The organism is Variovorax sp. GW821-FHT09B01, from assembly GCF_059418345.1.
Window position 1 is genome coordinate 1,257,155 of the sequence record NZ_JBWKPQ010000001.1, and the last position, 14,616, is coordinate 1,271,770.

At 69.1% G+C, this 14,616-nt stretch carries 14 protein-coding genes; 9 read left to right on the forward strand and 5 right to left on the reverse strand.

The window, feature by feature from the left end:
• Positions 1–92: 92 nt before the first annotated feature.
• The 6 genes from AC07RV_RS05510 (at position 93) to AC07RV_RS05535 (ending at position 4,320) form a co-directional block, all read left to right on the forward strand.
• Complete coding sequence (locus AC07RV_RS05510) at positions 93–881, forward strand: ABC transporter substrate-binding protein (protein ID WP_296786180.1); 789 nt, start codon at positions 93–95, stop codon at positions 879–881.
• Positions 882–894: 13 nt separating this feature from the next.
• Entirely contained in the window at positions 895–1,566 is a 672-nt protein-coding gene (locus AC07RV_RS05515; RefSeq protein WP_296726662.1) for an ABC transporter permease, read from the forward strand.
• Positions 1,567–1,569: 3 nt separating this feature from the next.
• The gene (locus AC07RV_RS05520) at positions 1,570–2,250 is read left to right on the forward strand and encodes an ABC transporter permease (RefSeq protein WP_296786183.1); all 681 of its coding nucleotides are present in this window, start codon (positions 1,570–1,572) and stop codon (positions 2,248–2,250) included.
• 14 nt (positions 2,251–2,264) lie between these two features.
• A complete protein-coding gene (locus AC07RV_RS05525) occupies positions 2,265–2,852 on the forward strand; it encodes a type 2 periplasmic-binding domain-containing protein (protein WP_296786185.1) in 588 nt (195 codons plus the stop codon).
• Between the two features lie 7 nt (positions 2,853–2,859).
• The gene (locus tag AC07RV_RS05530; RefSeq protein ID WP_296786187.1) at positions 2,860–3,615 is read left to right on the forward strand and encodes an amino acid ABC transporter ATP-binding protein; all 756 of its coding nucleotides are present in this window, start codon (positions 2,860–2,862) and stop codon (positions 3,613–3,615) included.
• A 168-nt stretch (positions 3,616–3,783) separates the two neighbouring features.
• Positions 3,784–4,320, forward strand: coding sequence for a helix-turn-helix domain-containing protein (locus tag AC07RV_RS05535; RefSeq protein ID WP_296787041.1), 537 nt, complete (start codon positions 3,784–3,786; stop codon positions 4,318–4,320).
• Here AC07RV_RS05535 and AC07RV_RS05540 read toward each other — a convergent pair.
• Together AC07RV_RS05540 and AC07RV_RS05545 are read right to left on the reverse strand one after the other, a co-directional pair.
• A complete protein-coding gene (locus AC07RV_RS05540) occupies positions 4,304–5,527 on the reverse strand; it encodes a PrsW family intramembrane metalloprotease (RefSeq protein WP_296786190.1) in 1,224 nt (407 codons plus the stop codon). The two genes, AC07RV_RS05535 and AC07RV_RS05540, sit on opposite strands and share 17 nt — an antisense overlap.
• Positions 5,524–6,084: a hypothetical protein gene (locus AC07RV_RS05545; protein ID WP_057594117.1), complete on the reverse strand. Its 561-nt coding sequence runs from the start codon at positions 6,082–6,084 to the stop codon at positions 5,524–5,526. The genes AC07RV_RS05540 and AC07RV_RS05545 overlap by 4 nt, the downstream gene beginning before the upstream one ends.
• Positions 6,085–6,336: 252 nt before the next feature.
• Here AC07RV_RS05545 and AC07RV_RS05550 point away from each other — a divergent pair, with 252 nt between their 5' ends.
• Positions 6,337–8,574, forward strand: a complete 2,238-nt coding sequence (locus AC07RV_RS05550; protein ID WP_296786194.1) for a metallophosphoesterase — start codon at positions 6,337–6,339, stop codon at positions 8,572–8,574.
• 20 nt (positions 8,575–8,594) lie between these two features.
• Positions 8,595–10,124 (forward strand): esterase-like activity of phytase family protein, encoded by a 1,530-nt coding sequence (locus tag AC07RV_RS05555; RefSeq protein WP_296786196.1) that lies wholly within the window; start codon positions 8,595–8,597, stop codon positions 10,122–10,124.
• On the opposite strand, the gene AC07RV_RS05560 is transcribed toward AC07RV_RS05555, so the two are convergent.
• A complete protein-coding gene (locus tag AC07RV_RS05560; protein ID WP_296786199.1) occupies positions 10,072–11,685 on the reverse strand; it encodes an MFS transporter in 1,614 nt (537 codons plus the stop codon). The two genes, AC07RV_RS05555 and AC07RV_RS05560, sit on opposite strands and share 53 nt — an antisense overlap.
• 109 nt (positions 11,686–11,794) lie before the next feature.
• Between AC07RV_RS05560 and AC07RV_RS05565 the strand changes: the two genes are divergently transcribed.
• Positions 11,795–12,673: a helix-turn-helix transcriptional regulator gene (locus tag AC07RV_RS05565; protein WP_296786200.1), complete on the forward strand. Its 879-nt coding sequence runs from the start codon at positions 11,795–11,797 to the stop codon at positions 12,671–12,673.
• Here AC07RV_RS05565 and AC07RV_RS05570 read toward each other — a convergent pair.
• Positions 12,594–12,932: a DUF3325 domain-containing protein gene (locus AC07RV_RS05570; RefSeq protein WP_296786202.1), complete on the reverse strand. Its 339-nt coding sequence runs from the start codon at positions 12,930–12,932 to the stop codon at positions 12,594–12,596. The two genes, AC07RV_RS05565 and AC07RV_RS05570, sit on opposite strands and share 80 nt — an antisense overlap.
• Positions 12,925–14,598 carry a PepSY-associated TM helix domain-containing protein gene (locus tag AC07RV_RS05575; protein ID WP_296786205.1) on the reverse strand — a complete coding sequence of 558 codons (1,674 nt, stop codon included), beginning with the start codon at positions 14,596–14,598 and terminating at the stop codon, positions 12,925–12,927. The genes AC07RV_RS05570 and AC07RV_RS05575 overlap by 8 nt, the downstream gene beginning before the upstream one ends.
• Positions 14,599–14,616 lie beyond the last annotated feature (18 nt).

Consider the following 14,616-nt stretch of genomic DNA (forward strand, 5'->3'; position numbering starts at 1 on the left):
TCATTGGCGGTTTTGCGCGTGGCGCAAGACTTGTACGCCCCCTGAAACGCGCGAATCATCGGGGCCTTCCAGCACTCACGACGAGGTACCCCATGACCGTCTCGATGTCGAAGCCGCGGCTCGATCGCCGCTTCGCCCTCACCCTCCTGCTCGGCGCGGGACTCGCGCTGTCCGCCCAGGCGCAGTCCGTGAGCTACCGCATCGCGACCGAAGGCACCTACCCGCCCTGGAGCTTCAAGGATGCGCAAGGCGGCCTCCAGGGCTGGGACGTGGACATCGCCCATGCCCTGTGCGAGAAGATGAAGGCCCGGTGCGAGATCGTGGCGCAGGACTGGGACGGGATCATCCCCGGCCTCATGGCGAGGAAGTTCGACCTGATCGTGGCGAGCATGGCGATCACCGAGCAGCGCCGCCAGCGGGTGGACTTCTCGGACAAGTACAAGGAAACGATCTCGCGCTTCGTCGCCAGGAAAGGCGCGCCCGACGACACCGGCCCCGATGCGCTCAAGGGCAAGCGCATCGGCGTGCAGCGCGGCTCGATCCAGGCCGCCTACCTGAGCCAGAACTACAAGGCCTCGGACCTCAAGTTCTACGACACGCCGCAGGCGGCCGAGCTGGACCTCGTGGCGGGCCGCGTCGACTACATCTTCGGCAACATGGTGACCTACTTCATCGGCTTCATGAAGACGCCGGAGGCCGCGAGCTTCGCCTTCGTCGGCCCCGAGCTGAAGGGCGGCCTGCTCGGCGACGGCAACGGCATCGCCGTGCGCAAGGGCGACACCGCCCTGCTCGAGAAGGTCAATGCCGCGCTGGCCGCCATCCGCGCCGACGGCACCTACGACCGCATCACGGCCAAGTACTTTCCCTTCAAGCTGATGTAGAAGGCGGCACGCGGTGAGCATTCTTCACGGCTTCGGATCGCAGCTGCTGCTGGGCGCGCTGGCCACGGTGCAACTCGCCCTCGCCTCGCTGGTCGTCGGATCGCTGTTCGGCGTCATCGGCTGCTGGCTGCAGCTGCGCCAGAACCGCCTGCTGCGCGGCGCGGGCTATCTCTATGCGGCGCTGATCCGCGGTATTCCCGACCTGCTGGTGGTGTTCGCGGTCTACTTCGGCGGATCGCTGACGCTCGCGAAGCTCACGGGCCGGTACGTGGAGATCGATGCCTTCGCGGCCGGCGTGTTCGCGCTCTCGCTGTCCTTCGGCGCCTATGCGGCGGAGATCGCCCGCGGCGCGCTGCTCTCGGTGAATGCCGGCCAGCGCGAGGCGGCATGGACCCTGGGCCTGTCGAAGACGCAGGCGCTGTGGACCGTGATCCTGCCCCAGGCGGCGCGCACGGCGCTCGCGCCCTTCGGCAACCAGTCCATCGTGCTGCTCAAGCAGACCTCGATCGTGTCGATCGTCGGCTGCGACGAACTCATGCGCAAGGCGGCCGAGGCATCGGGCGCGACGCGACAGCCCTTCACGATGTACCTCGCGGTCGCGCTGATCTACCTGGTGCTGACGGGCGCCGCCACCTTGCTGCTCGAGCGCGCGGAACGGCGCGCCTCGCGCTACCTCGGAGCCTGAAGCGTGTTCGACATTGCCATCGTCTGGTCGGTCCTGCCCGCCTTGGGCAAGGGCGCCTTGCTGACCCTGGAGCTGACCGCGCTGGTCATCCTCTTCGGCACCCTGCTCGCGTTGCCCCTGGCCCTGGCCAAGAACGCGCGCCACGTGGCGGCCCGGTCGTTCGCGCACGCCTACATCGTGTTCTTCCGCGGCACGCCCTCGCTGGTCCAGGTCTTCCTGCTCTACTACGGCGCCGGACAGTTCCAGTCGCTGCAGGCCACCTTCCTGTGGCCCGTGCTGCGCGATCCCTTCTGGTGCGTGGTGATCGCGCTGGCGCTGAACTCCGCCTCCTACACGGGCAAGACGCTGGCCGCCGCCCTGGCGGCCGTGCCCAGGGGCGCGAGGGAGGCCGCGTTCTCGCTCGGCCTGGCGCGCTACCAGGCCTTCCTGAGCGTGGAGTTCCCGCTGGCCGCGCGCACCGCGCTGCCGGCCTTCGGCAACGAGGTCATCCTCACCTGCAAGGCCACCTCGCTGGCCAGCACCGTCACCTTGCTGGACCTCACGGGGACCGCGCGCCTGCTCAGCGCGGAAACCTATGCGCCGTACGAGGTGTTCCTCGGCGCGGGCCTGGTCTATCTCGCCATCAACTACAGCCTGATGCTCCTGATGCGTCGGCTGGAACGCGCATTCAAGCACTCGAACTGACACGAAAGCCCCTCATGAAATTCATCACCCTCGGCCCTTCGGGCAGCAACCACGAATACGTCACGCGCAACTACCTCGCGTTCCATGGCATCGACCGGAAGGCCGGCGTCGAGTTGGCGGTCGACTTCGAGCAAGGCGCCCGGGCCGTGCTCGATGGCGAAGCCGATTTCCTCGTGCAGTGCGCGGTCCACCCCGCCACGATGGCCACGGTCGCGAAGTACCTCGAGGGCCTCTACGTGGTCGATACCTTCATCTCGCCCAGTCAGGACCTGGCCATCATCCGGCGCAAGGCGGCGGCGCGATCGGGCACGCTGGCGGTCATGGCGCCGACGCTCGACTACACCGATGCCTCGCGCTGGGACCGGATCGAGTACGTCGCCACCGTGGCGGAAGTCAGCAGGGGTCTGGTCGAGGGCAAGTACGACGCGGGCCTGGGCTTCGTCTCGGTCGCCAACGCCCACGCCGACGTGCTGATGGTCGAGGAATTCATCGGCACGGTCGACGACGCGTGGATCGTCTACGGCCGCACCAAGATCAGCGGCGGCCAGTTGCTCGCCTGGCCCGACAGCCCCGCCGCGGCGATCTTCCACGAGATGGCCTGAGGCGGCGATGAGCTCGGCATCCTCCTCCGCGGCACCGGCCATCGTGGCGGTGCGCGGGCTCTCCAAGCGCTTCGGCGAACACCCGGTGCTCGACGGCATCGATCTCGATGTCCGCCCTTCCGAACGGGTCGTGATCTGCGGTCCCTCGGGCTCGGGAAAGTCCACCCTGGCGCGCTGCATCAACGGCCTGGAGCCCTACCAGCAGGGCGAGGTCAAGGTCAACGGCATCGCCATCTCGCCCGATGCCAGCCACGCCGATCGCGTGCGCGCCAACGTGGGCATGGTGTTCCAGCAGTTCAACCTGTTCCCGCACCTGAGCGTGCTCGAGAACTGCACGCTCGCGCAGACCTGGGTGCGACGACGCTCGAAGCGCGAGGCCAGGGAGATCGCCATGGCCCATCTCGACAAGGTGCGCATGGCGGGCAAGGCCTCGTCCTTTCCTTCGCAGCTGTCGGGCGGGCAGCAGCAGCGCGTGGCCATCGCACGGGCGCTGTGCCTGAACCCCTCCGTCATGCTCTTCGACGAAGCGACTTCGGCACTGGATCCGGAGATGGTCAAGGAAGTGCTCGAGACGATGATCCTGCTCGCGCGCGACGGCATGACGATGATCTGCATCACGCACGAGATGGGATTCGCCAAGGCGGTTGCGGACAAGGTGGTCTTCATGGAGGCGGGTACCATCGCCGCGACCGCGCGGCCTGATGTCTTCTTCGGCGAAGGTGCCGACGAGCGGGTCCGGAAGTTCCTGAGGCAGGTGTTCTGACCTGGAAGCCGGCTCCGCGAACCTCAAAGAAAGGTGCGGCTGATGCCCAAGAAGCAGATTGCTTCGCCGTTTCCGACGCTGCAGAAGCAGAGCCCGCCGCGAAGCGCGCGCAAGCAGGATTCGGCCCCGCCGAAGCGCAGCACGACCTCGATCAAGGTCGGCGTCCAGATCCGCGCCCAGCGCCTGGCCGCCGACCTGTCCGCGGGCGCGCTGGCCACCCAGGCGGGCGTGTCGCGATCGATGATGTCGCGCATCGAGAGAGGCCTGGTGTCGCCCTCCATCGAGGTGCTGGACAAGATCGCGACCGTGCTCGACGTGCCGATGTCGCGCTTCTTCGCCGACCAGGTGCGCCGGCTCGACATGTCGCACGTACCGGCGGGCAAGGGCCTGAAGATCGAGCGCGTGGATGCCGTCAAGGGCTACCACTATGCGCTGCTCGGCCACCTGCTGTCGGGGAACCTGTTCGTCGAACCCTACCTGATCGAACTCTCCGACGAGGCCACGCCCTACCCGGCGTTCCAGCATCCCGGCGTGAAGTTCATCTACATGCTCTCGGGACGCGTCAAGTACCGCTACGGCAGCCGGACGCTCGAGGTCAAGGCCGGCGACTCGCTGCTTTTCGATGCCCGTGCGCTGCACGGGGCCGAGATACTGCGCGAGCGGCCCGTCTCCTACCTCTCGATCGTGTTCACCCTGCGCGAGTAGCGTCGCGCGGTGCCTGGATCAAGGGCTCGAGCGCCGCCCTAATCCGTCGCACCGCCAGCTCGCTCGCCAGTGTCTGCGGCCCGCGCCCATAGGTGCCCGCGAGCCGGATCAGCCGCAGCTGCTCGCGCTGCAGCCGCGTCTTGAGCCGCCGCGCCCTGGCGCCGAAGACCCGGCCCATCTCGCGGCGCACGCGCCAGCGCGCCAGCGGCTGGCCCAGGCGCACCCATTCGTCGTCGCGGATCAGCTCGCGCTCGGGCACGAAGTAGGCCGCGAGCGCGTGCAGGTAGGCGCCGTTCTCGCGCGCGGCCTCGCGCCAGAACAGCCAGGCCGCGATCAGCACCGGGATGCCCTTGACCAGCAGCAGCAGCGCCATCTCGCCATAGCCGCCGTCGAAGTAGTCCTCGAGCAGCGGCGAGTTCCAGACGAAGTGCATGGCCCAGGCCAGCACAAAGCACAGCACGGCGGCGCCGATGCGCGTGACCAGCCGCCGCTCGGGATGCAGCAGGAACCAGGCGACGCCGAAGGAGGCGATGGCGGTGTAGGCCGCATGGCTCCACAGCCCGCTCATGAGTCCGCGCGTGAGCAGGTTCAGCAGCACCGGGTAGACCTGGTTCTCGAGCGGGAAGCGCATCGACGCATTGACGGTGTAGGTCAGGTTCTCGACCACCTGGAAACCGAGCCCCGCCATGGCGCCGACGATGAGCACCGACAGGTAGGTCTGGAACTGGTTGCGCGCCACCAGCACCAGCAGCACCACGCCCGCGAGCTTGAGGAATTCCTCGGTGATCGGTCCCGCGACCGCGGGTCCCCAGGCCGCCACGAACTCGGGCGAGATCAGCTTGGCGCACAGGCTCTGGATCGCGATGTTGGCCGGCGCCGCGAAGTACACGGCACCCATGCCACCCCAGGCGAAGGCCAGCACGAAGGCCTCGGGCGGATGCTGCTCGAGCAGGTCGAGCGTGCGGAACACCAGCAGGAAGGCCAGCGTGTAGAGGCCCCACACCACGAGCCCCAGGAAGGCCGTGATGGGCACCACGCGAAAGCCCATCGAGAACATCTGCACGGTGTAGAACAGGCCGTTGACGATCAGCGCGCTCAGCAGCCAGAAGGCGGCGCGGCGCGGCTGGAAGAAGGAGTCGGTGCCGACCGGCCACGGCGACTCGTCGCTGTCGAAGGCGGTGGTGGTGATGGTGGTGTCGTGGTTCACAGCGGCGCCTCCAGGTCCATCGACTCGAGCATGCTGCGCGCGTCGGCCATGGCTTCGTCGAGACCGTCGCTGCCGCCGTAGACGTCGATCTGCACCAGCGACTTGCGGCGCTGGTCCACCACCTGCCAGAAGCGGCCGGCGATCTTGCTGCCGTAGTAGGCGAAGGTCTTGCCCTGCAGGCCCCACATGGTGACGAAGTCGGACACGTCGCCCTCGATGCTCAGGCCCTGGCCGCGCTCCATCAGCCGCTGCTGGCGCACCAGCGGACCGTCGGGCCCGCCGGCCCAGGGCAGCGTGGTCACGAGGAACTTGTGGTTGCCCTTGAACAGCATCAGCGAGCGGCCGGCCTTGGAGCGCGCCACGTCCATCTGCCAGCCGCGCGCGGGCTCGAAGCGCGCATGGCCGACCGACACGGTCTCGCCGGCCGGCAGCGGGCGCGCGCCGGGCGTGTGGCGGTCCCAGAAGATCAGGCCGCCCACATAGGCGGCGATGGCGAGGAAGACCGCGAGGGCGCCCGGCCAGGTGCGGTAGGGGATGCGGCGGGAGGGCTCGTGCATGGGGGCGATGGTGCCATGGCGCGGCGCGGGCGATTCCGCCTGGCGCGCGGCCGGCGGGGTCCGACGGCGGCCCGTGACACGCTGCGCGTTCGATGCGAACTTTTCACTTCGGCGTCAGTGTGCGGTCAGTCGTCCTATGTCATGCATCTGCCACCGGGAGGTCATACGACCCCCGCATGATCCGCCCCGCGCCCGCCGGCCCCTTCGCAGGGGCGGCGGGCGTTTCGTCACCTTTTTCGCGGATCTTTTTTCATGATTTTTTCCCTTCCTCGCACTGCGCGCGCGACCTCGACGATCGCCGTCGCCGCAGCGGTGCTGCTGCTGTCCGCCTGCGGCGGCAGCGACAACCAGAACGCCGGCTTCTTCCCGCTGCCGCCCTCGGGCTCCAACCCCGGCCAGACCACGCCCCCGCCGGCCGAGTCCGCGCCGCCGGTGCAGGTCGCGTTCATGCCCGACATCCACTTCCACGACGTCTACGCCAACTTCAAGGACGGTTCGTTCCCCGGCGTGTTCAACCAGAAGTCGGGCCGCAACGCGACGATCCGCCTGATGCATGCGCAGATGACCTCGACGCGCCTGTTCAACGAGAACTACTTCGCCTTCATCACCGCGCTCGACGACGCGGTGGCGCGCGGCGTGAAGCTGATCGCGCTGCCCGGCGACTTCTCGGACGACGGACAACCGGTGCACATGCGCGGCCTGAAGAAGGTGCTGGACGACTACGCGAACAAGCACGGCATCCAGTTCTTCGCGGCCCCGGGCAACCACGACCCGAACAAGCCGCTCGAGCGCGCGGGCGGCAAGGCCGACTACCTGGGCATCGACCCCACGACCAACCGCGTCGGCGCGCCCCAGCCGATCTACAGTCGCGGCGGCAACGGCGATTGCGCGGCGTCCAACTACAGCGGCGAATGGGCCAAGGTCAACAGCAGCTACTGCACCGAGGAAGTCAAGGAACAGGGCTACGCGGGCATCACCGAGACGCTCGACCAGCACGGCCTGATGCCCAAGGCCGGCTACCGCTATTTCGAGACGCCCTACAGCAGCTACAGCTACCAGAACTACGACTTCGCGAAGGCGAAGGAACAGGCGTCCTGGAGCAAGCGCACTTTCGAGATCTGCGCGCAGGGCGCGGGCGGCACCTACAAGAAGGACGGCTACACCTTCTGCCATGACGTGCCCGACACCAGCTACCTGGTCGAACCGGTCGAAGGCCTGTGGCTCGTGGGCATCGATGCCAACGTCTACGTGCCCACCGGCACCGGCCCCAACGACTTCAACGGCTCGGGCGATGCCGGCTACAACAAGATGCTGACCCACAAGCCGCACGTGATCGCGTGGCTCAAGGACGTGGTGGCACGCGGCAAGAAGCAGGGCAAGCAGGTCGTGGCCTTCAGCCACTTCCCGATGAGCGAGTTCTTCAACGGCGCCTCCGACGACATCATCGCGCTGCTCGGCGCGGGCAAGATGCAGATGGTGCGCCGTCCCGCCGAGGACGTGACCAAGGCCCTGGCCGACACAGGCCTGCAGGTGCACGTGGGCGGCCACATGCACTTCAACGACACCGCCGTGCGCAACTACGACGACGGCCATGGCCTGGTGAACATCCAGGCACCGTCGATGGCGGCCTACGTGCCGGCCTACAAGCTGCTGACCTTCAAGGACGCGACGCACATCGACGTGCAGACCGTGCGCCTGGACAACGTGGCGCGCTTCGATGAGCTGTTCGACCTCTACCGCGAGGAACATCGCTTCTTCACCGACTTCCCGGGCCGGCTGCCGGGCGGCAGCAACGGCGTGCTGTGGGACCGGACCGTGCTCGACGCGAAGAGCTACGGCGAGTTCAGCACGCGCTACATGTCGGAGCTGGTGCGCCTGCGGCTGCTCAACGACGACTGGCGCTGCGAGATGCGCGAGCTCGTGAAGAGCCCGATCTACGGCTCCGACCTGCTGGTGCTGTCGCAGCTGCAGACCAAGGTCACGCTCAAGCAACTGGGCAACACCGGCAACCGCGGCCTGCTGAGCAACGCCTTCTTCTCGTGCCTGGGCGACGCCGGCGGCGACGGCAGCGCGCAGCAGGCGGCCTACGCCAAGGACTACGCGGATGCGGAAGCCAGGGCGCGCGCGCTCGCGGGTGCCAACGGCATGCGGCTGGAGGACTTCAACCAGTGGAAGGCGATCGACCTGGCGGGCGACTTCGTGCGCCTGGCCAATGCCGGCGACCTCGCGTTCACCGACATCCCGGCCGACCGCGCGCGCCAGTACAAGCTGATCGCCCAGGCGCTCGAAGGCACCAACACCGCGCTGGCGCTCAACGGCAGCCAGCAGGTGATGAACGACAACCCGGCCCATGCGGTGTTCCAGGCGCGCTTCAAGCCGCTGATGCAGATCCTGCTCAAGCTCGCCCGCGGCGCGCCGACGCAGCATTTCGTGATCGATCTGCAGACCAACAAGCTGACCGACATGACGTCGGCACCGGCGCCCTTCTGAATCGCAGCGAAGACCCAGACATGACATCGAAGAACAACATCCAGCGCCGCGGCCTGCTGCTCGGCGCGGGCGGCGCGCTGCTGGCCGGTTGCGGCGGCGGCGGAAGCAGTGGCGGCTTCCCCTTCGTGCCGGCCCCCGCGCCGGCCCCTGCTCCCGCACCGGCGCCCGCGCCGGTGGCCGAACCCGAGGTCACGGCACCGACGCTGACCGGCCGCGCCGTGCTGCCGGCCGACAGCTACGTGGCCGGCCCGACCTCGGGCCAGTTCATCTCGGGCGGCGACTACACGCGCGCCAAGGACACCTACGGCTACACCCTGCCCTTCCAGGGCAAGCAGCCGATGCAGGGCTTCTCGGCGCTGGTGCCCAGCGGCATGCCGGGCGTCTTCTATGCGATGCAGGACAACGGCTTCGGCGGCCGCGCTGCCTCGCCCGATGCTCTGCTGCACATCTACGCGGTGAAGTTCGACTGGGCCAAGGGCCAGGTGATCCCGGTCAACTTCCAGACCGGCGAGACGCTCGCGTCCTTCAGCGAGCAGAGCTACATCCGCCTGAGCGACCCCTACCGCAACCTCGGCTACCCGGCCGTGGCCGACATGGTCAACTACCCCGGCGCCTCGGTGTCGCCGGCCGGCCAGACGCTGGCCGTGGACCCGGCGATCGTCTCGGGCCGCCTGCTGACCGGCTACGACATCGACCCCGAGTCGCTGCAGATCGACGCGCAGGGCAACTTCTGGATCGGCGACGAGTTCGGTCCCTTCCTGCTGAAGTTCGACCGCCAGGGCCGGCTGGTCGCGCGCGAGGTGCAGATGCCCAACCTCGCGAAGATCGGCGGCAATCCGCTGGTGCAGACGCCGAACAATCCGTACATCCAGTCGAACACCTCGGTGGCCAACCTCGGCGGTTCGGGCGGCCTGGAAAGCATGGCGATCAACGCCAGCCGCGCCAAGCTCTACGCGATGTACGAGAAGGAGATGAATGGCGACAACGCGCAGCGCCGCATCATCAGCGTGTTCGACCTGGCCTCGCAGAACTTCGAGCCGCGCGTCTACGCCTACAAGGTCAGCACCGGCCAGCGCATCAACGGCGACGGCAACCTCGAGACCGAGGTCTACAGCGTCAACGACATGGTCGCGATCAACGACACCGAGTTCCTCGTGGTCGAGAAGAACAGCGGCGCGGGCGACGTGCGCAGCGGCAAGTTCCCGGCCTCGGGCACCTGGCGCAACGCGGCGCGCTTCAAGCGCGTCTACAGGATCGACCTCGCGCAGGTCGACAGCAGCGGTTACCTCAAGAAGGAGGAGATCGTCGACCTGATGGCGCTGAGGGACCCGAAGGGCCTGGGCGGCGATGCCACCATCGACGGCGTCTTCGCGTTCCCGATGGAGTGCGTGGAGGTGGTGACGATCGCCGACGCGCAGACGCTGATGCTGGTGAACGACAACAACTACCCCGGCGGCTCGCCCTCGCGCCTGCCGAACAAGGTGGACGGCAACGAGTTCATCCGCATCCGGCTGCCGAAGCCGCTGGCGCTGCCGCCCGCGAAGGCTTGAGCGCGCGCGGCGCGGGGATCGCGATGCGCCGCAGCGCCACGGCCGACACCACGGCCAGGGCCGCGATCCCCACGGCCGCCACGGCGGACGACACGCCGAGCCCGGCCACGAAGGCGTGCCGGGCCTCGTCGAGCAGGCCCGCGGGCAGGCTTTGCGCGAGCGAGGTCGCGGTCCAGAGGCCCTCTTCCACCGCGCGGGCGGCCTGTTCGGGCAACCCGCGCGGCAGGTGCCCGGCGACGCCTGCGCGATAGACCACGGTCGTCAGGCTGCCGAAGATCGCCACGCCGAGCGCGACGCCGAGTTCCTGCACCGTTTCCGACAACGCCGAGGCCGAACCAGCGTGCGCCGCCGGCGCCGCGCCGATCACGAGGTCGGTGCCCAGCGCGGCCAGCGTTCCCAAGCCCAGGTAGATCAGCGAATAGCCGGCCACCGCCCAGCCCAGGCCCTGCGTCGCGGGCATCACGGGCAGCAGCGCAAGCAGGCCATGGCCGAGCGCCGACAGCGCGAGCGACGCGGCCATCACGAAGCCCGGGCGCACGCGCCGCGCGACCAGCGGCGCACCGATGCCGGCCACCAGCATCGCGAGCGCGGGCGGTGCCATCCACAGGCCGGCCGTCACCGGCGGCAGGCCGATCACGAGCTGCAGGTACTGCGTGACCAGCAGCAACGCGCCGCCGACGCCGGTCAGCCCGACCAGCAGCACGCCGAGCGCGACGCTGAAGCTGCGGTCGGCGAACAGCCCGATGTCGAGCAGCGGATTCGCGAGCGCGCGCTGGCGCCGCACGAACGCGATCGCGCAGGCGATGCCGAGCAGCAGCGCCAGCGTGGTGGCAATGCCCCAGCCGCTCTTCGCGCTCTGCTTGACCACGTAGACCAGCGGCAGGATCGCCGCCAGCGAGAGCGCGACGCTCGCGAGGTCAAGGCGCGCGCGTTCCGGTGCCCGGTATTCGGGCAGCAGCAACGGCCCGCCGATCCACAGCAGCAGCACCACGGGAATCGCCACCAGGAAGGCCGAGCCCCACCAGAAGTGCGCGAGCAGCAGGCCGCCGACCAGCGGCCCCGCGGCCATGCCGAAGGCGAACATGGTGGCCCACACGCCGATCGCCAGCGCACGCTGGCGTGCATCGAGGAACATGTTGCGGATCAGCGCCAGCGTGGAGGGCATCAGCGCCGCGCCCGCGATGCCGAGCAGGGCCCGCGCGGCGATCAGCAGGTTGGCGCTGGGTGCGAACGCGGCCAGCACCGAGGTCACGGCGAAGGCCGCGGCGCCGATCAACAGCAGGCGGCGGCGCCCGATCGCATCGCCCAGCGCGCCCATCGTGACCAGGAAGCCCGCGATCATGAAGCCGTAGGCGTCCATGATCCACAGCGCCTGCGTGGCGCTGGGCTGCAGGTCCTCGGCCAGCTTGGGCAGCGCGAGGTAGAGCAGCGTCACGTCGAGCCCCAGCAGCATCGTGGGCAGCGCGAGCATGGCGAGGCCGGCCCACTGGGCGAGGCCCGCGCGCGCCGGCGGCGTTGTCGCAACGCTGTTGCCGTTGTGCTGGTTGAGACCGAAAGCCATGCGAGCCACTCCTGAATGATGAAAGAGCGATCATTCTGGGAACGGATCAGCAACAGGACAATATTTCCTCTCATGCTATTACTGGCAGCAATACGAAGCGCGGCGTGCCATGGCGTCTAGATCGCTCGACCGCACGCGCACCGAACTCTCGGCCTTCCTGCGCGCCCATCGCGAGCGGCTCGCGCCCGCGGACGTGGGCCTGCCCAGCGGCGGCCGGCGGCGCACGCCGGGCCTGCGCCGCGAGGAGGTGGCGGCGCTCGCGGGCGTGGGCATCACCTGGTACACGTGGTTCGAACAGGGCCGCGAGATCGGTATCTCGGAAGCCTTCCTGCTGCGCATCGGCAAGATCCTGCGGCTCGACGATGCCGAGTGCTGCCACCTGTTCCTGCTCGCGCAGCAGCGGCCGCCCTCGGCCGAGGCCCATCACTGGCCGAGCATCCCGCCGCTGGTGCAACGCATGATGGACGAGCTGGTCGCGCGCCCCGCGTACGTCACCAACCTGCGCTGGGACGTGGTCGCGTGGAATGCCGCGGCCGACCGGTTGTTCGGCTTCTCGGGCCGGGAGCCCGCGCAGCGCAACTTCCTGCGCCTGGCCTTCGCCGATCCCGAGCTGCGCCGGCGCTTGCCGGACTGGAAGGAGGACGCGCCGCGCCTGCTGGCCGCTTTCCGCCGCGAGCTCGCGGTCGCGCCCGACGATCCCGCGATGCTGGCGCTGGTCGATCAGTTGCGGCGGCTGTCGCCCGACTTCCGGCGCTGGTGGGACACGCCGCGCGATCCGCAGCCCTCGCGTGGCATCTCGGCCCTGCTGGCCGAGGGCCAGCGCGTGGCCTTCGAACACGAGGCGCTGACGGTGGACGAGTACCGCCACCTGCGCATGGTGGTGTACTTCGAGGACGGCGCGGGGCCGCTCAGCGCGGGCTCGTCGCCGGCCGCGCGGGAATCCACGCCACCAGCGGCGCCAGCCAGCGCGGCCGCCAGCTCAGCGTGAAGGTCACGGCGAGCGCGGCACCCGCGAGCGCCATGAACCACACCAGCGAGGCCATCGAGACATGGTCGACGCGCAGGCACAGCAGCAACGACACGACCAGGCACGCCGCGCCCAGCACGCGCAGCACGCGCGCCATGCGCGCCGGGTAGGCCGTGCCGGGGCGCGCCTGCTCCCAGTGCACGTCCATCGACAGCGCGAACAGGCCCGCGCCCACGAGGTTGGCGGCCAGCGCGGCCGCGAGCATCAGGGCCTCAGACACGGGCCACCGCCGATCCGTTCGACGCCGACACGGTGGTAACGGCGCTCGCGGCGGCACGGCGCCGCAGCATGCGCGCGGCCACCACGGCCAGCGAGACCGCCGCGAGCACCGACAGGTCGACGCCCGCCACCGGCCAGTAGCCGCTGCCGATGGTGCGCAGCAGGTGGTCGCCCGTGGTGATCCAGTTCAGCAGCACCGCCGCCACGCCCAGCAGCGCCACGGCCCAGCACTGCTCGGCCCAGGCCGGCGCCAGACGGCCCTGCGCCGTGGGCGCGGTGCGCCACAGGCCATGGAGCAGTGAGAGCAGCCAGGCGCCCGCGAAGACGCCGATCTCCCAGTTGCCGCGCAGCGGCAGCTCGGCCGGCAGCAGGCGGTTGGCGACCAGCATGGAGAAGGTCGCGATCAGCAGGCCCGGCACCGTCGCGACCGCGAAGGCATCGACCCAGCGCGCGCCCTGCAGGCCCTGCTTCGCATGCTGGCGCTTGCGCTTCTCGACGAAGAAGATGAAGCCGGTGGCGATGCAGGCGCAGCCGGCCAGCCCGCCCAGCACGTAGAGCCAGCGCAGCAGCCAGTGCCTGAAGTGCTGCAGGTGCAGGCCGGTGAGGAAGTCCTTGATGCCCGCGACCACCGTGGGCGCCGGGTCCTCGCGAATCACCTCGCCGGTGGCGCCGTTGAAGTGGATGCCCTCGCCCGTGAGCGTGACCCGGTCGGTGCCCGCGCGGTAGACGCTGACGTAGGCATTGGCATCGTTCACGTGCTGCACGTTGAGCATGCCGACCTCGCCCGCCATGCCGCGGCTGGCCCAGCGGCGCTGGGCCTCGGTCACCATCGCGTCGACCGAGGCCAGCGTGCCCGGCGTACCCGCGCGGTCGTGCGGCAGGCCGGTCTCCTGGGCCTCGAGCTTCTCGTGCAGTTCGTGCAGCGGCTCGAGCTGGGTGTGGCTGACGGGGAAGTAGACGCCCGCGAACACCACCAGGCCCGACAGCGCGAAGATGAAGTGGAAGGGCAGCGCGACCACGCCCGTGAGGTTGTGCAGGTCGAGCGCGCTGCGCTGCACGTGCTTGGCCGGACGGAAGGTGAACAGCTCGCGGAAGATCTTGCGGTGCATCACCACGCCGCTCACCAGCGCGATCAGCATCACCAGCGCCGCGAAGCCGACGATCCAGGTGCCGAGGTTCAGCCAGTTGATGTGCAGGCTGTAGTGCAGCGGGTAGAAGAAGTCGCTGCCGATCTTCAGCCGGTCTTCCGACAGCGTCTTGCCGGTGCGCGGGTCGATGGTGGCGTAGCCCCAGACCGCGTCTTCGGGGTCCTTGGCATTGGGCAGGATGAAGCCCGAATAGATGCTCAGCACCGGGTCGCGGTGCGTGGTGTAGGCCAGCCACTGCTTGGGCTCGAAGCTCGTCGCCATCGGGCCGTTCACGCGCGAGCGCGCCTGCTCGATGTTGGCGGGCGCGGGCTTCACCTCCTTGAACAGCGGCAGCAGGACCTGGTCGAACGAAGGCATGCGCTGCGGCTCGAAGCGCGTCTCGGGGATCGCCCAGCGGTCGATCTCGCGGTCGAACACCGACAGCGAGCCGAAGAAGAACACGACCATCAGCACGAAGCCGAGCACCAGCCCGAACCAGGTGTGGAGCCAGGCCATCGAGAGGCGGAAATTCTGGAACACGGAAGTCTCTCCTCGCGG

Coding starts and splice junctions, on each gene's coding strand:
- AC07RV_RS05510 (WP_296786180.1), top strand. CDS start 93: ATGACCGTCTCGATGTCGAAGCCGCGGCTCGATCGCCGCTTCGCCCTC.
- AC07RV_RS05525 (WP_296786185.1), top strand. CDS start 2,265: ATGAAATTCATCACCCTCGGCCCTTCGGGCAGCAACCACGAATACGTC.
- AC07RV_RS05530 (WP_296786187.1), top strand. CDS start 2,860: ATGAGCTCGGCATCCTCCTCCGCGGCACCGGCCATCGTGGCGGTGCGC.
- AC07RV_RS05545 (WP_057594117.1), bottom strand. CDS start 6,084: ATGCACGAGCCCTCCCGCCGCATCCCCTACCGCACCTGGCCGGGCGCC.
- AC07RV_RS05550 (WP_296786194.1), top strand. CDS start 6,337: ATGATTTTTTCCCTTCCTCGCACTGCGCGCGCGACCTCGACGATCGCC.
- AC07RV_RS05555 (WP_296786196.1), top strand. CDS start 8,595: ATGACATCGAAGAACAACATCCAGCGCCGCGGCCTGCTGCTCGGCGCG.
- AC07RV_RS05560 (WP_296786199.1), bottom strand. CDS start 11,685: ATGGCTTTCGGTCTCAACCAGCACAACGGCAACAGCGTTGCGACAACG.
- AC07RV_RS05565 (WP_296786200.1), top strand. CDS start 11,795: ATGGCGTCTAGATCGCTCGACCGCACGCGCACCGAACTCTCGGCCTTC.